The organism is Paraburkholderia caffeinilytica, from assembly GCF_003368325.1.
GTDB classification, from domain to species: domain Bacteria; phylum Pseudomonadota; class Gammaproteobacteria; order Burkholderiales; family Burkholderiaceae; genus Paraburkholderia; species Paraburkholderia caffeinilytica.
This window is the reverse complement of sequence record NZ_CP031467.1, coordinates 508,062-525,667: the sequence shown is the minus strand read 5'-3', so window position 1 is coordinate 525,667 and position 17,606 is coordinate 508,062. Positions and strand designations below refer to the sequence as shown.

The window sequence follows — 17,606 nt, the reverse complement described above, 5'->3', positions numbered from 1 at the left end:
CGGTTGAATTGCGTCGAGGCATCCAGGTGGTAACCGTCATGCGCCAGGGCTGTGGCGCGTGCGGCTGCCGCCAGGATTTCCGGTGCTGCCCGTGCCGCTACTGCGGCCGGGAGAGGGCGACGCGAGGGACTTCAGAAAAGCGAGCAGATCGTTCATGCCTCCGCCCGCGCCATGCGGCGTGACGCCCAGTTCTTCGACGGGTGCGTTTTGCCGGTTGAGCCAGAAAGTCGTGAAACCGAACCAGCTCGCGCCTGCCACGTCCCAGCCGTTCGACGACACGAAGACGATCTCGCGCGGCTCTGCGCCGAAGGCTTGCGTGCCGAGTGCGTAGGCCGCGGGTGAGGGTTTGAAGGCGCGTACCGTGTCGACGGATAGAACATGGTCGAACAGGCCCGTCATGCCGGCGCTCTTCACGGCGATGTCGAGCATTTGCGGATTGCCGTTCGAGAGGATCGCGAGACCGGGCCGTGAACTTGCCCCTGCTCCGGCTTTGCCGCCCGCAGACGCGGACCCGGACCCGGACGATGCCGAAGGCACGTCGCGCAACTCGCGCAGGGCGGGCACGGCATCGGGAAAAGCGGACAGGCACGCATATTCGTCCATCAGACGCTTCTCTGCCGCACGCCCCAGCGTGAGATGCAGTTTCTTGGCCGAGAAGCGCAAGGCGTCGAGCGTGATGTCCCAGAACGGCCGGTAGTGTGCGCCAGGCGCGCCGGCCGGATCGGCAAGCGTGCGCAGCTGCGTGTATTCGATCTGTTTTTGGCGCCACAACTGCGAGAGCGCGTCGCCGTGGCCGGGAAACATCTGCTCGGCAGCAGCGATCACCGAATGCACGTCGAAAAGCGTGCCGTAGGCGTCGAAAATCACTGCTTTGGGAAAGGGTGTCGTTGTGGCCGACATTGCCGTGCACTCCTATCAGAGGTCAGGACGGATTGTATTAGTGATGCTCCACGCTAAAAAAGAGGCTAAAGATCACTTGATCTTTTACTTTCATACACCTAATCTGACGCGCACCGACCACTTTCCCGCACAACGCCCCCCAGAGGAGACTTCCTTCGGGGTATTGCGGCTCCGCTCCCCATGGACCGTTTCAAGCAGATCGAGACTTTCGTGACCGTCGCGGCCAAGGGCAGCCTGTCCGCCGCGGCGCTCGCCGAGGGCGTCGCGCCCGCGATCATCGGCCGCCGCATCGACGCGCTCGAGGAGCGCCTCGGCGTCAAACTGCTGGTGCGCACCACGCGCAAGATCACGCTGACCTTTGAAGGCTCGGCGTTTCTCGAAGATTGCCAGCGCGTCATCCACGACATGCAGAACGCCGAGGCCAGCGTATCGGCGGGCGGCGTGAAGGCGAGCGGCCATTTGCGGTTGTCGGCGCCGGCCGGGTTTGGGCGCCGGCATGTTGCGCCGCTGGTGCCCGCCTTCACCGTCGCGCATCCGGATGTGTCGATTACGCTCGACCTGTCCGACCGGCTGGTGGACCTCGTCAACGAGGGTTTCGACTGTGCCGTGCGCCTGGGCGAGCTGCCGGATTCGTCGCTGGTGTCGCTCAAGCTCGGTGAGAACCGCCGCGTGTGCGTGGCGTCGCCGTCGTATCTGAGCCGGCGCGGGTCGCCGCACTCGCTGGCCGACCTCGCGCATCACAATTGCCTCGCGCTTGGCGCAAGCGCCAATCAGCAGCGCGGCTGGATGTTCCAGCAGGGCGACAAGGTCGTGTCGATCAAGGTGTCCGGCACGATGGAATGCTCGGACGGTGCCGTGCTGCATGAGTGGTGCCTCGAGGGCTATGGGCTTGCATGGCGCTCGTGGTGGGAGGTCGGCACGGATATCGCGGCCGGCCGGCTGGTCAGCGTGCTCGACGAGTTCGCCGCGCCGCCGATCGGCATCCACGCGGTCTTTCCGCAGCGCCGGCATTTGCCGCTGCGGGTCCGGCTGTTTCTGGACTTTCTCAAGCATACGTACGGCCATCCTGATTACTGGGGTGAGGCCGGCTGAGGTGCGGCCGCGGCCCGGCGATTTGGCGACCCGGCAACGGCGCCACGGCGCAACGACGATCCAGCGCAACGGCCCTTACGCCGTCGTGCACAGCCGCCGCACACGACTGCCACGCAGCCCCGCGCAGCGGGTTTCCGATATGCGGACAGACCCGCACGACGGCCTTGAGCGCGTTTCTGCGACCTACAATCGATTGAAGCGGCTTCTGCCGATCGTGGGACGCTGACGCCGCGCTGCACGCAGCCGGCGACGGAGGACATCATGTTCAGGCACATCCTGGTTCCGACCGATGGTTCAGACCTGTCACGCAAAGCGATAAACGGCGCCATCGATCTCGCGCAGGCCGTCGGCGCGCGCGTCACCGCTTACGCCTGTCTGCCGCAATATCCGTACTCGCCGTTCTCCGACGTGGTGATCGAGCCGCCCGTCGAGTTTCTGGAGCGCAGCGAGCGTGAAGCACACGTGCACCTGCGAGAAGTGGAACTGGCCGCGCGCCGTGTCGGTGTCGCATTCGACAGCCGCACCAGCGTGCATCCGGCGCCGTATCTCGGCATCATCGAGGCGGCCGAGCAGGGTGGCTGCGACGTGATTTTCATGGCGTCGCACGGACGGCGCGGTCTCGGCAGCCTGCTGATCGGCAGCGAGACGCAGCGGGTCCTCACGCATACGAAGATTCCGGTCATCGTGTACCGCTGAGGTGCATACTCGCGTTCCTCGTTGCGGGCGGATACGGCATGAAAAAAAACGCGCCGGCGATGAGGCCGGCGCGTCGCATGTTCGCCGCACAATGCGTTGCGCTGGCTTTGTCTACTCCGGTCCCACGCAACCTCTCCCAGATTCCAGCCATCAGGACGGTCGGCGTGCTGCCGCCCTGATGGTGCCTCCCTGACGGCGGCCCTCTGCCGGGGCCGCTTTTTTCGTCTGCCATGCCGCTCCTGCGATCAGACCGCTGGGTCCCTTAAGCGACCTTCTTGTCGAAGAACTGTTCGTCTTCCGTCGAGCCGTGCAGGGCGGTCGTCGATGCATCGCGCTCGACCGTTTGCGTCACGGCGTCGAAGTAGCCGGTGCCGACTTCGCGCTGGTGCTTGACCGCGGTGAAGCCCTTTTCGGCCGCAGCGAATTCAGCCTGCTGCATTTCGACGAAAGCGGTCATCTGGTTGCGGGCATAGCCGTGCGCCAGGTTGAACATCGAATAGTTCAGCGCGTGGAAGCCGGCCAGCGTGATGAACTGGAACTTGTAGCCCATAGCGCCGAGTTCGCGCTGGAACTTGGCGATGGTCGCGTCGTCCAGGTTCTTCTTCCAGTTGAACGACGGCGAGCAGTTGTACGACAGCAGCTGGTCCGGGAATTCCTTGTGGATCGCGTCGGCGAATTTCTTCGCGAACTCGAGGTCCGGCTTGCCGGTTTCGCACCAGATCATGTCGGCGTACGGCGCGTAGGCGAGGCCACGCGAGATCGCCTGTTCCAGACCCGGCTTCGTGCGATAGAAACCTTCCACCGTGCGTTCGCCTGTCAGGAACGGCTTGTCGTTGTCATCCACGTCTGACGTGATCAGGTCGGCGGCTTCGGCGTCGGTGCGAGCCAGCAGCACGGTCGGCGTGCCGGAGACGTCGGCGGCCAGGCGCGCGGCGGTCAGCTTGGCGATGTTTTCGCGGGTCGGCACGAGCACCTTGCCGCCCATGTGGCCGCACTTCTTCACCGAAGCGAGCTGGTCTTCGAAGTGCACGCCTGCCGCGCCGGCTTCGATCATCGCCTTCATCAGTTCGAATGCGTTCAGCACGCCGCCGAAACCGGCTTCCGCGTCGGCCACGATCGGTGCGAAGTAGTCGATATAGCCTTCGTCGCCCGGATTCTTGCCTTCCGACCACTGGATCTGGTCAGCGCGCGTCAGCGTGTTGTTGATGCGCCTCACGACGAGCGGCACCGAGTTCGCCGGATACAGCGACTGGTCCGGGTACATTTCACCGGCGACGTTCGCATCGCCCGCCACTTGCCAGCCCGACAGGTAGATCGCCTTCAGGCCGGCCTTGACCTGCTGCATCGCCTGGTTGCCGGTCAGCGCGCCGAGCGAGTTCACGAACGGCTCGTTATTGACGCTTTCCCACAGCTTTTCCGCGCCGCGCTTGGCAAGCGTGTGCTCCACTTGCAGCGAGCCGCGCAGACGGATCACGTCTTCAGCGGTGTACGTACGCTTCACGCCTTTCCAGCGCGGATCGGTTTCCCATTGCTGTTGGAGTTGCTTGGCTTGTTGTTCGCGCGACATGGTGTGCTCCTTGGTTGCCTGTAATGGATAGGTGTTTGCGGTCTTCGTCGAAGCGCTTGGCCCGTTAAGGCGTTTCGTTTCGTGAAGTCTTATATAAGAGTCTAGGCAAATCGACCGTCGCGCAATAGCCGCCCATGAGCGTTTTTCGAATATTTATTTTCGTTAAAAATCAATTATTTATATCATGCGTTCCGCATTGAGAAACGTCTTTTTCCATCTTGCAATAGGCTGCGTTGTGCCTTGCAACACGATTTTTTACGACGCAAAAAAATTTTCCACATCGTGAAATATTGCCGATCCCCAAAGTCTGGACGAAAAAAAACCGGCGCGTGAGCACCGGTTTCTTTCGACTGACGAACGGCGCAGGGCCGTTCGGGTCTTGTCAGGCTGCCTGACGTGCTGAACGAGCCACGTCAATAACGCTTGCCTGACGACTGCTGAGTTGCCGCTTAGCTGCCGCGACGCGCCGTACGCGGGCCGTCGCTGCGGCGTGCGCCGTAGCCGCCGTCACGCGAACCGCCGTAGCCTTCGCGCGAGCCACCGCCGTAGCCGCCTTCACGCGAACCGCCGCCAGCCGACTTGCCGGCCCAGCCGCCGCCATTGCCGCTACCGCTGCGCGAACCGCCGCCGTTGCCGGCCGGCTTGCCTGCGCCGCTGCCGAAGCGACGGCCACCGCCATTGCCACCGCCCGGACGGCCACGGCCGCCAAAGCCAGGACGGCCATTGCCCGACGGAGCCGACTTGCGCGGCTCGAAGCCTTCGACGACGTTGACCGGCAGCGGGGTGCGCACGAAGCGCTCGATGCGCTTGAGCGCGCCTTGTTCGGCGTGGTGCACGAGGCTCACGGCGATACCCGAGCGGCCAGCACGGCCGGTACGGCCGATACGGTGCACGTAGTCTTCAGCGAACTTCGGCAGGTCGTAGTTGAACACGTGCGTGATGCCCGGGATATCGATGCCGCGAGCGGCGACGTCCGTTGCCACCAGCACGCGCACACGGCGCTCGCGCAGAGCGCGGATCGTGCGGTTGCGCGCGCCTTGCGGCAGATCGCCGTGGAGCGCTGCCGATTCGAAACCGGCGTCGGCCAGACGGCCGGCCAGTTGGTCCGCGTCCATCTTGGTTGCCGTGAAGACGATAGCCTGATCGAGGCCGGAGTCGCGCAGCAGATGGTCGAGCAGACGATCCTTGTGATCGCGGTCGTCAACGTAGTGGACGGTTTGCGCGATGTTGGTGCGTTGCTCGAGGCGTTGAACGATCTCGATACGTTCCGGATCCTTCAGCAGACGGCCGGTCAGCGAACCGATCTTGCCGTCGAGCGTGGCCGAGAACAGCATGGTTTGGCGCGTAGCCGGCGTGGCGGCGACGATCGTTTCGATGTCTTCGATGAAGCCCATGTCGAGCATGCGGTCGGCTTCGTCGAGCACGAGGATCTGCAGTTGCGACAGATCGATACGGCCGCGTTCCAGGTGGTCGATCAAACGGCCCGGCGTGGCAACCAGAATTTCCGGGTTCTTTGCCAGCAGCATCAGCTGTTGACCATAAGCGACGCCGCCCAGAATGCTGACGGTGCGCAGACGCTTGAGGTGCTTGCCGTACGTGGCGGCGGCAGTGGTGACCTGCATGGCGAGTTCGCGGGTCGGCGTCAGAACCAGCATGGTCGGACGGGCAACCGGTTGCGGACGGCGCGTGCGGGCGCCGTCAGCCGGGCGCGGTTCACGCGGTTGGCTGGCTTGCGCCTTTTGCAGTTGCGAGAAGCGCTCGATAGCGGGCAGCATGAACGCGGCGGTCTTGCCCGAACCGGTCGGGCTCGACACCAGCAGATCGCGGCCGGCGATACCGGCGGGGATCGCGCGTTGCTGAACCGGAGTCGGCGTTTGATAGCCAGCGGCGGTCAGCGCGGAAACGACATCCGCGGACAGACCGAGCGACGCGAACGACGGGCCGGCCGGTGCGGCGGCTTCTGCGGCGACAGCTTCCGGTGCGGCAGCGACTGCTGCGGCTTGTGCGGGTGCAATGTTGCTGTCAACGAGACCGAGGGCTTGATCGGCGATGGCGTTCAACGGGCTGCTGGGGGTATTGCTCGAAGTCATGAGAATCCTTGGTAAATCCTTGGTACACACGGAATTAAAACGTCGGCGCCAATCGGCATACCCAAGTCGTCGGATTCAGCGAGCAAAGAAGCAGCGAGCAAATCGAAAAACGGGGGCAGCTCGCGGCAATGAAGGCGAGCTTTTCGTTAGAAGCTGTATCGGATGCGACATGCCAACACGGCGTGCCGCCAGCCTGGGACATGATCGCCCGTAGGGGGCTAGGCAGGAGGGGACAGGTTCTAAACTGGATTGGAGCTAAACGCTACGAGGCGCTGCGCCGCAAAGGCCGCTAGAGAAAAGCCGGGCAAAGCAGTGAAGCGCAGGCGGCATTGTATAGGGTTTTGTTGCACTGCGCCACCATTAAGAAGTTTCCTGGCGGAAAACTTTCGTCTGCCATTCCGACGGAGCATTCCGCCACGGTGTCGGATTCAGGCGGCGGTGCCGCTCTTGAGCGCTTCGATCAGTTCAACGTATTGCTGCTTTGCCGCGTCCGGCGCGGTGCCCTTGAGCGCGGCCCAGGCATCGTACTTGTATTTGCCGACGATGTCGGTGAAGCCCGGTTTGTCGCCGTGAACATCGCCATCGATGGCCTGCTTGTAGAGGGCGTAAAGACGCAGAAGGGTGAGGTTGCCCGGACGCTCGGGCAGTTGCCTGGCATCTTCCTGAGCCTGGATGAATTGCGCGTTGATGTCTGTCATGGTGGTTTTTTGCCCGGCTGGCGGGGTTGGTTCTGGCTGGGCCGATGATCATAACAACTGCATGCGGCGGCGGGGCCGAGGGGTTATTCCAAACATCCTTCCCGGTCCGGCGGGCGTACCCAAAACCGCATCCGCAAGCGCCGTGCCGATTACAATACGGTCCATGACTCAAACTGTGCTTCTTGCTCTCGATACCTCGACCGAATTCTGCTCGGTAGCGCTGCTGTCCGCCGTCGGCGGCCCGGCGGCCCAGGCAGCGGACCAAGGCAACGCCGAACCGCGAATCTGGATGCGCCACGAGCAAACCGGCGCCGTCTCCAGCACGCGCCTGTTGCCCGCCATTCGCGAACTTTTCGACGAAGCCGGTCTGAAACTGGCGAATTGCAATGCCATCGCCTTCGGCTCCGGTCCCGGCTCGTTCACCGGTCTTCGCACCGCCACCGGCGTCGCTCAGGGCCTCGCGTTCGGTTTGAACCTGCCTGTGGTGCCAGTCAGCACGCTGCTGACCTGCGCGGAAAGCGCACGGCTGCGCGATCCGTCGGCGACCCGCGTGCTCGCCGCGCTCGACGCTCGAATGGACGAGATCTATTGGGCCGATTACGCATGGGACGCGGCCTTCGGCGAATGGCGCACGCTTCAGCCGGCTTCGCTCGACGCGCCGGAGCGTCTCGTGTTGCCGGACGTGCCCTTCACGCTGGCCGGCAATGCTGCGGCGGCCTTCGGCGCACGGCTGCCCGCCGTCGCGGCTGCGCGAAGCGTCGACAGCGAAGCGCTGCCGCATGCTGTTCCGCTCGCGCACGCGGCGTTGCGGGCGTTTCGCGCCGGCCGCACTGTGCCCGCGGATCAGGCCGCGCCGGAATACATTCGCGACAAGGTCGCCCAGACCACGGCGGAGCGCGTCGCCGAGAAAGCCGCCAAGGCGGAACAAGCCGCCAGAGTGGCACACGAAGCGGATCAAGGTGAGGGCCGGCAATGAGCGGGGTGCTGCTGGCGGACCGTTATATGTCGCCGATGACCGAAGCCGATCTGGACGAGGTCGCGGCCATCGAAAAGATCGCCTACGAATTCCCCTGGAGCCGTGGCAATTTCGGCGACTCGCTGCGCAACGGCTATTTCGGCATCTGCTTGCGTCACGTGACCGGCACGCTGATCGGGTATTGCGTGCTGATGCCGGTCGTCGATGAAATGCATCTGCTCAATTTGTGCGTGGCGCCCGCCGCACAAGGTGCCGGTGCCGGGCTCGCGCTGCTGCGTGAGGCGGTGCGCATTACGCGCGCCGAAAAACTCGACGGCCTGCTACTCGAAGTGCGGCCCTCGAATCACCGGGCTATCCGGCTTTACGAGCGCTTTGGCTTTGCGTCGATCGGCCGGCGCAAAAACTATTATCCGGCACGGCATCGCAGCCGGGAGGATGCGATCGTGATGCGTTTCTCGTTTGCCACGGAGGGCGCAGATGGCGCTGCATGAATCGGTACTGGAAGAGTTCGGACTGGCGCCGCTGTGGGTGCGTCGCGGGATGTCGGCGGCGCAGGAGAGCACGGCCGAGGTGGCTGTCGAGCTGGGCGTTGCCGGGTCGACGGATCAGGTAGCGCGTCGCGACGATCCGCGGATGGCGGCGCGTGAGGCATCGTCGTCCGTGCTTGCCGAGGACGGGCGTGACGGCGTGCGCGCGGCGCCGCGAACCGTCGACGCTCGACAAGCCGATTCCGCACGCGTGCAGGGCGAGCGCGGCGCGCCGGTTCATACGGATCAAGCGTCGCCGCCTGCCGAAACGCACGATCGATTGGATCGCCAGACTCCGGCACGCGCAAGCGATGCGCCACCCGACGACGATTTCGCATGGTTCGACGATCAGCCGGTCCAGGCCCCCGTTGAAGCGCGCCGTGAGGCGCCTGAGCCCGCCTCGATCCAGACGCTCGACTGGGACGCGTTGAGCGAGCGGGTCGCCGCCTGTGAACGCTGCCGTCTGTGCGAGAAACGCACGAACACGGTATTCGGCGTCGGCGATCGCAATGCCGACTGGATGCTGATCGGCGAAGCGCCGGGTGAGAACGAAGACCGCCTGGGTGAGCCGTTCGTCGGCCAGGCCGGCAAGCTGCTCGACAATATGCTGCGCGCGCTCACGCTCGCGCGTGACAGCAATGTCTATATCGCCAACGTAATCAAGTGCCGTCCGCCGGGCAACCGCAATCCCGAGCCGGACGAAGTCGCGCGTTGCGAGCCTTATCTGCAACGCCAGGTCGCGCTGGTGAAGCCGAAGCTGATCGTCGCGCTGGGCCGCTTCGCCGCGCAAAGTCTGCTGAAAACCGATGCGAGCATTTCATCGCTGCGCGGCCGCGTGCACGAATATGAAGGGGTGCCGGTCATCGTCACCTATCACCCGGCGTATCTGCTGCGCAGCCTGCCCGACAAGGCGAAGGCCTGGGCGGACCTGTGTCTCGCGCGCGACACGTGGCTCGCGGCGGGCGGCGCGCCGTCCAACGCGGCAAAGTGATGGACGCGAGCGGGCCGGCGGCGCGCTTCGCCGGCGCACCCGGCGCACACGCGGCGGCTCTCGGGAACCTGCTCGATACATTGCGCGAACCGGTCGTGCGCGATCTCGCGTGGCTGCTGCTGAGCGCCGATTTGTTGCGCGCGCAACCACCCGTGGGCGCGCTCGCCAGTCCTTTCGGCACGCAGCAGGAACTTGATGCGACTGTCGACTGGTTACGCGCGTTGGATGCCGATCCAGCCGACCTGCGGCGCGATCTCGCCGCGATCCGCATCACGCGTCTTGGCCGTTACGCCGAACGGCTCCTCGGATGGTTTCTGCAACATGGACCAGCGGCGCGGCTGGTCGCGGCCGGCGTTCCGTTGCGGCACGCCGGCGTCACGCTCGGTGAATGTGATTTTCTCGTGCAGACGCGGCAGGGCGCGCACCTGCATTGGGAACTGGCGGTGAAGTGTTATCTGCACGCGGGCGAAAGCCGCGCGCAGTCGGCCGCACAGTCGGCGGCGAGTTTGGCCGACTACGTCGGGCCGAATCTGAAAGACCGCTTCGATCTGAAGCTCGCGCATGTGCTGAATCATCAATTGCCGTTGAGCGCGCGCGACGAGTTCGCAGCGGTTGGCCATGCAGGGCCGTGGACGCCGCAGATGTTCATCAAAGGCTGGTTGTTCTATCGCGCCGGCGAGACGCCGGTTGATCCGGTCGAGCTCGATCCGTCGCATGGGCGAGGCTGGTGGGTGACCCGCAGCGAGTGGCTGGACTTCGCCGCGGCGCATGCGCAAAAGTGGCGCATACTGCCTCGCCTGGAATGGCTCGCGCCGAGGCGCCACGAACAGGGTGAGGCAGAGGCCGCGGGGATCGCTTTTGTCGATGCACATGCGCTCGCTGAGCAAACTTCGCCTCAGCATGGACCAACGATGGTCGCAGCGTTTGCCGACGACGGCATGGGTAACTTGATAGAGCGCTCGCGCGGCTTCATCGTCCGCGACGATTGGCCGGAGCACGCACAGGCTTACGCTCGGCAATAGCGCAGGCAGCAGACCTGCAGCATCGGCCGGGGCTGTGTCGTGGGAACGCGGCTGGCCCGCGGGCGACGTGAAACACGCACGGCAAGTCGCCCAACATCTGACTGATTATTACCGGGTGTATCCGCTGTTGCGCCGTTGCAAGAAAGTAGTGCGTGAATCGGAATGGCCAACTACGCTGCCTGCAGTCCGCAGGCACAACGCTGTGCTCCCCGGTCACCACCACCGGTAAAAATGATGCACTGGCCCCACACCGCTGCCGACGTCCAGCCGGTCGCTCGCCTGCAGCGCGCCGGTCAGGTACAGCTTGGCATCGGCGACGGCGCTCGCCAGATCGGCGCGCTGCGGAATCAGTGCCGTAATCGCCGACGACAGCGTGCAGCCCGTCCCATGCGTATTCTTCACCGGCACGCGCGGGCCGCCCAAGCGCAGCGTGCCGCTGTCCTGCACGAGCCAGTCGGGACTGTCCGCCGCGCTCAGGTGGCCGCCCTTCATCAGCACCGCCCGCGCGCCAAGCGCACGCAGTGCTTCACCTTGTTCGACCATGCCGGCTTCATCCGTGGCGGCTTGAACGCCTAGCAAGGCCGCGGCTTCCGGCAGATTCGGCGTCAGCAGATCGGCCAGCGGGAGCAATTCGTCACGCACGGCTGCAACCGCATCCGGCAGCAGCAGTGCGTGATTGCTCTTCGAAATCATCACGGTATCGAGCACGATGTGCTTCGGCTTGTGCCGCCGCAGCGCGTCGGCGACCGCACGCGCGATTCCCGCATTCGCCAGCATGCCGATCTTCACGGCATCGATACGGATGTCGTCGAACACCGCATCGAGTTGCGCGGTAACGAAGGCGGGTTCCGGCGCATGAATCGCCGTGACGCCGCGTGTGTTCTGCGCGGTGAGCGCGGTGATCACGCTCGCGCCATACGCACCGAGCGCCGAGAAAGCCTTCAGATCGGCTTGAATGCCGGCGCCGCCGCCGGAATCGGAACCGGCGATCGTCAGCACATTGGGAATGGGTTGAGTCATGGCAAAGCGGGGAAAGGGGAAAGGCGCGGGCAGTCAGCTCGGTGCCCGCCGCGGGTCAGTGCTTGACTTCGCCGATCAGCGCGACCGAGTCGAACGCGCGCTGATTCGCCTGGTGGCGCCGCATCACGAGCCACATCATCAGGCAGACGAAGGTGCCGAATAGCACGATCACCGCCGTGACAGGCACGTCGAGCCACACCAGCACGGCGTACAGGCACAGCATCACGAGCACCGAGAGATTTTCGTTGAAGTTCTGCACGGCAATCGAGTGACCCGCCGACAGCAACACGTGGCCGCGATGCTGGAGCAGCGCATTCATCGGCACGACGAAAAAGCCCGACAGGCCGCCGACGACCATCAGGAAGATATACGCGACGATCAGGTAGCCCGGCACATGCACACGGCCGAAGTAGAGGCCCCAATGCGTGGGGAACAGGTCGCGCGTGTAGAAGGCCATCAGCATCACGGCGATGCCCATCATGATGCCGACCGGCAGTACCGTCAGCGACTTCTTCAACGGCACGCGCGAGGCTGCGTAGATCGCGCCGACCGCCACGCCGACTGCGACCACCGCTTGCAGAATGGCGGCTTCCGAAAGCGACATGTTCAGCGACACCTCGGCCCACTTCAGCACGATGAATTGCAGCGTCGCGCCGGCGCCCCAGAACAGCGTGGTGACGGCGAGCGAGATCTGACCGAGCTTGTCACGCCACAGCGCGAGAAAGCAGTCGGCGAAATCGGTGACCAGCCTGATCGGGCCGCGCTCCTGTTTCGGATAGCGCGCGCCGGTGTCGGGAATGCGCAGATTGAAGAGCGCCGCGATCACGTAGATGGCCATGATCACCAGCATCGCTGCTTCAGCGGGCGTGTTGACGGCGGGGATGTGCTGCCTGAGGATCGGTGCGGCAATGTGCGGGCTGATGAGCGCGCCGCCGAGCACGGTGCCGAGAATGATCGAGCCGACCGTGGTGCCTTCGATCCAGCCGTTTGCCGCGACCAGCCGGTCAGGCGGCAGCAGTTCGGTGAGAATGCCGTATTTGGCGGGCGAGTAGGCCGCCGCGCCGAAACCCACGATGCCATAGGCGAACAGGGGGTGCGCGCCGACCAGCATCGTGATGCAGCCGACTACCTTGATGGTATTGGTGACGAACATCACGTGTCCCTTCGGCCGGGAGTCGGCGAAGGCACCCACGAAGGCGGCCAGAACGACGTACGACAGCACAAAGAACAGCTTGAGCAGCGGCGTCATCCAGTTGGGGGCGTGGAGATCTTTCAGCAGTGCGATAGCAGCGATCAGAAGCGCATTGTCGGCCAGCGACGAAAAAAACTGCGCGGCCATGATGGTGTAAAAACCTTTTTTCATCTGATGCGATGCTGTCCTCGCTGCGGTCTGTCCGCCCCGGCCGTGTGCAAAGCGTCCGGGCTTATGCCGTTCGAAATGGGTTGTGCGCACGGCTTTATATCACGAAAATAGCTGAATTCGGACTAGCAAAATCCTTGATCGCACCGCCCAGCGGGCTGCCGAGCACTGAAAACGCCCTGTAAGCTGCTGATTCGCAAGCGTCTTTACGAAAATTACCCATGCCGCGCCCCCTCTCAGCCACGATTCATACCGCCGCACTCGCCAATAATCTCGCCGTCGCCCGGCGTTATGCGCCGAAATCCAAGGTCTGGGCCGTCGTCAAGGCCAATGCCTATGGGCACGGCCTCGCGCGTGCTTTTCCGGGCTTGCGCGCAACCGACGGCTTTGGTCTTCTGGACCTCGAAGAGGCAGTGAAGTTGCGTGAATTGGGCTGGGCCGGCCCGATTCTGTTGCTCGAGGGCTTCTTCCGACCGACCGATATCGACGTGATCGACCGCTACAGCCTGACCACGGCGCTGCACTCGGACGAACAGTTGCGCATGCTCGAGATGGCGCGCCTGTCCAAGCCCGTCAATATCCAGTTGAAGATGAACACCGGCATGAACCGCCTCGGTTACACGGTGGAAAAATTCCGCTCGGCGTGGGAGCGCGCGCGGGCCTGCCAGGGCGTCGGCCAGATCACGTTGATGACGCATTTCTCCGATGCCGACGGCGAACGCGGCGTCGCGCATCAGATGGAAGCGTTTGAGCGCGGCGCGCAAGGCATTGCCGGCGCGCGCAGCCTCTCGAATTCGGCGGCCACGTTGTGGCATCCGGAAGCCCACTTCGACTGGATCCGTCCGGGCATCATCATGTACGGCGCGTCACCCTCGGGCGTGACGGCCGCGATCGCGGGCACCGGCCTGCAACCGGCCATGACGCTCGCCTCCGAACTGATCGCCGTGCAGACGCTCGCCGAAGGCAATACGGTCGGCTATGGCTCGGCGTTCAAGGCGCGCGGGGCGATGCGCATCGGCGTGGTGGCCTGCGGTTACGCTGACGGTTATCCGCGAGTCGCGCCGGAAGGCACGCCGGTGATCGTCGACGGCGTGCGTACGCGGATCGTCGGACGGGTGTCGATGGACATGCTGACGGTCGACCTGACGCCGATCCCGACCGCCAATGTCGGCTCGCGCGTCGAGCTGTGGGGCGCGGCCCTGCCGATCGACGACGTTGCGCAGGCGTGCGGCACGATCGGCTACGAGCTGATGTGCGCGGTGGCGCCGCGGGTGCCGGTGCGCGCGGAGTAAGGCGCGGCGGTGGCAGACCGGGTGCGGGCTGCGGGGGCGTAGCGGCGATCTGAGTTCGCGCTTCGGCACTGGCGGCCCGTATCGGCTTCGCGCTTGGCGGCCAGATAGTCGCCTTCATGGGGCCTTCATGGCGACCTGGGCGGCCGACCCGGCAAGTGCCGCGCCGAGAGTAGTATCGAGCGCCTCGATCGGCGCATCAATCCAAAGAACAGCAATACAGGCAAGCGCGCGTGGCTAAACAGAAGACGTTGTACATCTGCAATGAATGTGGCGGCCAATCGCCGAAGTGGGCCGGACAGTGCCCGTCATGCAATGCGTGGAACACGCTGGTGGAGTCCGTCGCGGAGACACCCTCCACGCATCGCTTCCAGTCGCTCGCGAAAAGTGCGCCGGTGCGGCGTCTCGCCGACATCGAAGCGTCCGACGTGCCGCGTTTTTCGACCGGCGTCAGCGAATTCGACCGCGTGCTCGGCGGCGGTCTCGTGCCGGGCGGCGTGGTGCTGATCGGCGGCGATCCGGGCATCGGCAAATCGACGCTGCTGCTGCAGTCGCTCGCGGAAATTGCCGCGGACAAACGCGCGCTTTATATCAGCGGCGAAGAATCGGCCGCGCAGATTGCGTTGCGCGCACAACGACTTTCGTTGCTGGAACCCGGCTCGAAGGCCAGCGAGCTGCAACTGCTGGCGGAAATCCAGCTCGAGAAAATTCAGGCGACCATTGCCGATCAGCGGCCGGACGTCGCGGTGATCGACTCGATTCAAACCGTTTATTCCGACGCGCTGACCTCGGCGCCGGGTTCGGTCGCGCAGGTCCGCGAGTGCGCGGCGCAATTGACGCGCATCGCCAAACAGTCGGGCACCACGATCATCATGGTCGGCCACGTGACCAAGGAAGGCGCGCTCGCCGGACCGCGCGTGCTCGAGCACATCGTCGACACCGTGCTGTACTTCGAGGGCGACACGCATTCGTCGTACCGCCTGGTGCGCGCGATCAAGAACCGCTTCGGCGCGGTCAACGAACTCGGCGTGTTCGCGATGACCGAACGTGGTTTGCGCGGCGTCGCCAATCCGTCGGCGCTGTTTCTGTCGCAGCACGAGCAATCCGTGCCGGGGTCGTGCGTGCTGGTGACGCAGGAAGGCACGCGGCCGCTGCTGGTCGAAGTGCAGGCGTTGGTGGATGCAGCCAACGCGCCCAATCCGCGGCGCCTTGCGGTGGGGCTGGAGCAGAACCGGCTGGCGATGCTGCTGGCGGTGCTGCACCGGCACGCCGGCATTGCCTGTTTCGACCAGGACGTGTTCCTGAACGCGGTGGGCGGCGTGAAGATCACTGAGCCCGCTGCCGATCTCTCCGTGCTGCTCGCGATCCATTCTTCGATGCGCAACAAGCCGCTGCCCAAGGGGCTCGTCGTATTCGGCGAAGTGGGCCTTGCCGGCGAAATCCGGCCGTCGCCGCGCGGTCAGGATCGTCTCAAGGAAGCGGCCAAGCTGGGCTTTTCGGTCGCGGTCATTCCGAAGGCCAATGCCCCGAAACAACCGATTGAAGGCTTACAAGTTGTTGCGGTGGAACGGATCGAACAGGCTATCGATCGGGTCCGCACGCTTGAATAGATGGGGTTCCGGCGCCCGTGGGCGCCTGTCGGTTCGTAATGGCCAGTAAATATCTCCATATTGGCTGTAACCTACCCGACATTCCTTTTTCTTAAGCTGGCAGGGTATTGCATCCCTTCTGATGCCCGAAAAAGGATCGCGCCTTGAAACAGTCATACGAAACCGCGGCCGAGCGGCCAATGCAGGTGCGCGGCTGCCGCGTCTCCGAGCCTATTCGCCAGCCTTGGGGCGGCGCTTGCCGGATTGTCGAGTGGATCGACACGACTGGGCAGATTTCGCGCCGGGTAGTGGCTGAAGATGTCACTGCCGCCGAAGTGCGCGCGACGATCAACCGTCACGTGGAAGGCCGCAAGCATGTCCTGTACGACGACGAAAAAACGCCGCGGCAGGTTTTGCCGCGGCAGACAGCGGCGCGGCGCTGAGGCGCTGAGGATCCGGGTGGCCGGGGCGTCTGCTGAATGCCTGCACGGAGACGGTGCTTGACTGCCCGGCTGCCAGTCGGCTCAAGCGTTCGACCGCCGGACTGCGCGACCTTTTAAGCACCGGAGCGCGCGATCAATTCGTCGCGCCTCGGCTCGGCCCTTTGCCAAACCTTAGTCGTGCTTCGTCGGCGACCTGGACGATATGGCGGCCTCGTCCCCGCCACTGTTTCCGTTCTGCTCTTCATACATCGCCGCGTACGCCTCGCGGTTGAACAGCGGGTGCTGCGCGGCTTCCGCCGGGGTCAGCACCGGCGAGACGCAGCAGTCCAGCGATTCCAGCAGCAGTACCCATTCCTCCAGCGGGCGCTTGCCGATCAGGTCGGCCAATTCCTGAATCAAGGCGGTGGCGTCGGGGCCGCCGATCGCCTGGCCGAGACTCCAGTGGCGCGTCGCCCATTCGGGCCGGTCCAGCGCCATGCACAGCGTTTCCCAGAACTTCAGCTCGAGCGCGCCGACCGCAAGCCAGCGGTTGTCGAGGGTCCGGTACAGGTTGTAGCAGGGCACGCCGCCGTTCAGCAGACCGGCGCCTGCCGCCGGCGCGGCGCCCTCGTTGGCGAGCGCCACTTGCGCGACGATGTTGTGCGCATGCGTGACGTGCGTCATCGATACGTCGACGAAGCGGCCTTCGCCGCCGCGCGACACATGCCATAGCGCGGCGAGAATCTGCGTCACCGCACTCAATGCGCCGCCGAGCAGGTCGGCAATCTGGAAATTCGGCAGAATCGGCGTGCCGTCACGGTCCGCCAGCTGATCGAGCACACCCGCGTAGCCGATGTAGTTCAGATCGTGACCGGCATGGTCGACAAATGGACCGCTCGCGCCGTAACCGCTGATCGCGCAGTAGACCAGCCGTGGATTGAGCGCGCGCAAGGTTTCGTAGCCGATGCCGAGGCGCTCCATCACGCCGGGGCGGAAACTTTCGATCAGCACATCCGCTTCGGCAGCCAGTGCGCGCAATACGTTGCGTCCCGCTGCCGATTTGAGGTCGAGGCGCGTCTCGCGCTTGCCGCGATTCACGAGCCGGTAAAACGCGCCGGCTCGGCCTGCCACGCGGTCGCCGGACGACTGCATCATCGTGCGGGTGGGGTCGCCCGCACCGGGCGCCTCGATCTTCAGCACCTCGGCGCCGAGTTCTGCAAGCCGCAAGGCGGCCACCGGACCCGGCAGCAGGCGCGTCAGGTCCAGCACGCGCAGGCCTTTCAGTGGGGCGGGGGCTGCCGTGGGCGGTGACGCAACCGATGACGTGGCTGAAGCAGCAGATGCAGACTCAGACGAAGACGCAGACG

At 64.6% G+C, this 17,606-nt stretch carries 16 protein-coding genes; 9 read left to right on the top strand and 7 right to left on the bottom strand.

The features are described 5' to 3' along the window. Positions 1–36: 36 nt before the first annotated feature. Positions 37–900 (bottom strand): (S)-2-haloacid dehalogenase, encoded by an 864-nt coding sequence (locus DSC91_RS18270; protein WP_115780264.1) that lies wholly within the window; start codon positions 898–900, stop codon positions 37–39. 180 nt (positions 901–1,080) lie between these two features. Here DSC91_RS18270 and DSC91_RS18265 point away from each other — a divergent pair, with 180 nt between their 5' ends. Together DSC91_RS18265 and DSC91_RS18260 are read left to right on the top strand one after the other, a co-directional pair. Further along, positions 1,081–1,992, top strand: a complete 912-nt coding sequence (locus DSC91_RS18265) for a LysR family transcriptional regulator (protein ID WP_115780263.1) — start codon at positions 1,081–1,083, stop codon at positions 1,990–1,992. A 261-nt stretch (positions 1,993–2,253) separates the two neighbouring features. Beyond that, positions 2,254–2,688, top strand: coding sequence for a universal stress protein (locus DSC91_RS18260; protein WP_115780262.1), 435 nt, complete (start codon positions 2,254–2,256; stop codon positions 2,686–2,688). 262 nt (positions 2,689–2,950) lie between these two features. Here DSC91_RS18260 and aceA read toward each other — a convergent pair whose 3' ends face one another. The 3 genes from aceA to DSC91_RS18245 form a co-directional block, all read right to left on the bottom strand. Further along, positions 2,951–4,255 (bottom strand): isocitrate lyase, encoded by a 1,305-nt coding sequence (gene aceA / locus DSC91_RS18255; RefSeq protein WP_115780261.1) that lies wholly within the window; start codon positions 4,253–4,255, stop codon positions 2,951–2,953. 449 nt (positions 4,256–4,704) lie between these two features. After that, positions 4,705–6,345 (bottom strand): DEAD/DEAH box helicase, encoded by a 1,641-nt coding sequence (locus DSC91_RS18250; RefSeq protein ID WP_115780260.1) that lies wholly within the window; start codon positions 6,343–6,345, stop codon positions 4,705–4,707. Between the two features lie 428 nt (positions 6,346–6,773). Continuing rightward, a complete protein-coding gene (locus tag DSC91_RS18245) occupies positions 6,774–7,043 on the bottom strand; it encodes an acyl-CoA-binding protein (RefSeq protein WP_115780259.1) in 270 nt (89 codons plus the stop codon). 163 nt (positions 7,044–7,206) lie between these two features. Here DSC91_RS18245 and tsaB point away from each other — a divergent pair, with 163 nt between their 5' ends. The 4 genes from tsaB to DSC91_RS18225 are packed head-to-tail and all read left to right on the top strand — an operon-like array spanning position 7,207 to position 10,559. Continuing rightward, the gene (tsaB, locus tag DSC91_RS18240; protein ID WP_115780258.1) at positions 7,207–8,019 is read left to right on the top strand and encodes a tRNA (adenosine(37)-N6)-threonylcarbamoyltransferase complex dimerization subunit type 1 TsaB; all 813 of its coding nucleotides are present in this window, start codon (positions 7,207–7,209) and stop codon (positions 8,017–8,019) included. Beyond that, entirely contained in the window at positions 8,016–8,510 is a 495-nt protein-coding gene (rimI, locus tag DSC91_RS18235) for a ribosomal protein S18-alanine N-acetyltransferase (protein WP_115780257.1), read from the top strand. Before tsaB ends, rimI begins: the two co-directional genes overlap by 4 nt. Then, positions 8,497–9,537, top strand: coding sequence for a uracil-DNA glycosylase (locus DSC91_RS18230; RefSeq protein WP_115780256.1), 1,041 nt, complete (start codon positions 8,497–8,499; stop codon positions 9,535–9,537). Before rimI ends, DSC91_RS18230 begins: the two co-directional genes overlap by 14 nt. Then, positions 9,537–10,559, top strand: a complete 1,023-nt coding sequence (locus DSC91_RS18225; RefSeq protein WP_175171774.1) for a DUF1853 family protein — start codon at positions 9,537–9,539, stop codon at positions 10,557–10,559. The genes DSC91_RS18230 and DSC91_RS18225 overlap by 1 nt, the downstream gene beginning before the upstream one ends. A gap of 213 nt (positions 10,560–10,772) precedes the next feature. Here DSC91_RS18225 and thiD read toward each other — a convergent pair whose 3' ends face one another. Together thiD and lplT are read right to left on the bottom strand one after the other, a co-directional pair. Continuing rightward, the gene (gene thiD, locus DSC91_RS18220) at positions 10,773–11,579 is read right to left on the bottom strand and encodes a bifunctional hydroxymethylpyrimidine kinase/phosphomethylpyrimidine kinase (RefSeq protein ID WP_115780255.1); all 807 of its coding nucleotides are present in this window, start codon (positions 11,577–11,579) and stop codon (positions 10,773–10,775) included. Positions 11,580–11,634: 55 nt separating this feature from the next. Continuing rightward, positions 11,635–12,942 (bottom strand): lysophospholipid transporter LplT, encoded by a 1,308-nt coding sequence (gene lplT, locus DSC91_RS18215; RefSeq protein ID WP_115780254.1) that lies wholly within the window; start codon positions 12,940–12,942, stop codon positions 11,635–11,637. Between the two features lie 218 nt (positions 12,943–13,160). Here lplT and alr point away from each other — a divergent pair, with 218 nt between their 5' ends. From alr to DSC91_RS18200, 3 genes are all read left to right on the top strand, one after another. Then, positions 13,161–14,231: an alanine racemase gene (gene alr / locus DSC91_RS18210; protein WP_115780253.1), complete on the top strand. Its 1,071-nt coding sequence runs from the start codon at positions 13,161–13,163 to the stop codon at positions 14,229–14,231. Between the two features lie 230 nt (positions 14,232–14,461). Then, positions 14,462–15,838: a DNA repair protein RadA gene (radA, locus tag DSC91_RS18205; RefSeq protein WP_115780252.1), complete on the top strand. Its 1,377-nt coding sequence runs from the start codon at positions 14,462–14,464 to the stop codon at positions 15,836–15,838. Positions 15,839–15,981: 143 nt separating this feature from the next. After that, a complete protein-coding gene (locus DSC91_RS18200; RefSeq protein ID WP_115780251.1) occupies positions 15,982–16,260 on the top strand; it encodes a DUF2866 domain-containing protein in 279 nt (92 codons plus the stop codon). Positions 16,261–16,431: 171 nt separating this feature from the next. Here the strand turns inward: DSC91_RS18200 and DSC91_RS18195 are convergent, their stop codons facing one another. Further along, a complete protein-coding gene (locus DSC91_RS18195; RefSeq protein WP_229758073.1) occupies positions 16,432–17,523 on the bottom strand; it encodes a CaiB/BaiF CoA transferase family protein in 1,092 nt (363 codons plus the stop codon). Between the last annotated feature and the right edge of the window lie 83 nt (positions 17,524–17,606).

Bases quoted from the DNA above. Each gene is read 5' to 3' on its own strand.
- DSC91_RS18270 (WP_115780264.1), bottom strand. From the start codon at position 900: ATGTCGGCCACAACGACACCCTTTCCCAAAGCAGTGATTTTCGACGCC.
- DSC91_RS18265 (WP_115780263.1), top strand. From the start codon at position 1,081: ATGGACCGTTTCAAGCAGATCGAGACTTTCGTGACCGTCGCGGCCAAG.
- DSC91_RS18260 (WP_115780262.1), top strand. From the start codon at position 2,254: ATGTTCAGGCACATCCTGGTTCCGACCGATGGTTCAGACCTGTCACGC.
- aceA (WP_115780261.1), bottom strand. From the start codon at position 4,255: ATGTCGCGCGAACAACAAGCCAAGCAACTCCAACAGCAATGGGAAACC.
- DSC91_RS18250 (WP_115780260.1), bottom strand. From the start codon at position 6,345: ATGACTTCGAGCAATACCCCCAGCAGCCCGTTGAACGCCATCGCCGAT.
- DSC91_RS18245 (WP_115780259.1), bottom strand. From the start codon at position 7,043: ATGACAGACATCAACGCGCAATTCATCCAGGCTCAGGAAGATGCCAGG.
- tsaB (WP_115780258.1), top strand. From the start codon at position 7,207: ATGACTCAAACTGTGCTTCTTGCTCTCGATACCTCGACCGAATTCTGC.
- rimI (WP_115780257.1), top strand. From the start codon at position 8,016: ATGAGCGGGGTGCTGCTGGCGGACCGTTATATGTCGCCGATGACCGAA.
- DSC91_RS18230 (WP_115780256.1), top strand. From the start codon at position 8,497: ATGGCGCTGCATGAATCGGTACTGGAAGAGTTCGGACTGGCGCCGCTG.
- DSC91_RS18225 (WP_175171774.1), top strand. From the start codon at position 9,537: ATGGACGCGAGCGGGCCGGCGGCGCGCTTCGCCGGCGCACCCGGCGCA.
- thiD (WP_115780255.1), bottom strand. From the start codon at position 11,579: ATGACTCAACCCATTCCCAATGTGCTGACGATCGCCGGTTCCGATTCC.
- lplT (WP_115780254.1), bottom strand. From the start codon at position 12,942: ATGAAAAAAGGTTTTTACACCATCATGGCCGCGCAGTTTTTTTCGTCG.
- alr (WP_115780253.1), top strand. From the start codon at position 13,161: ATGCCGCGCCCCCTCTCAGCCACGATTCATACCGCCGCACTCGCCAAT.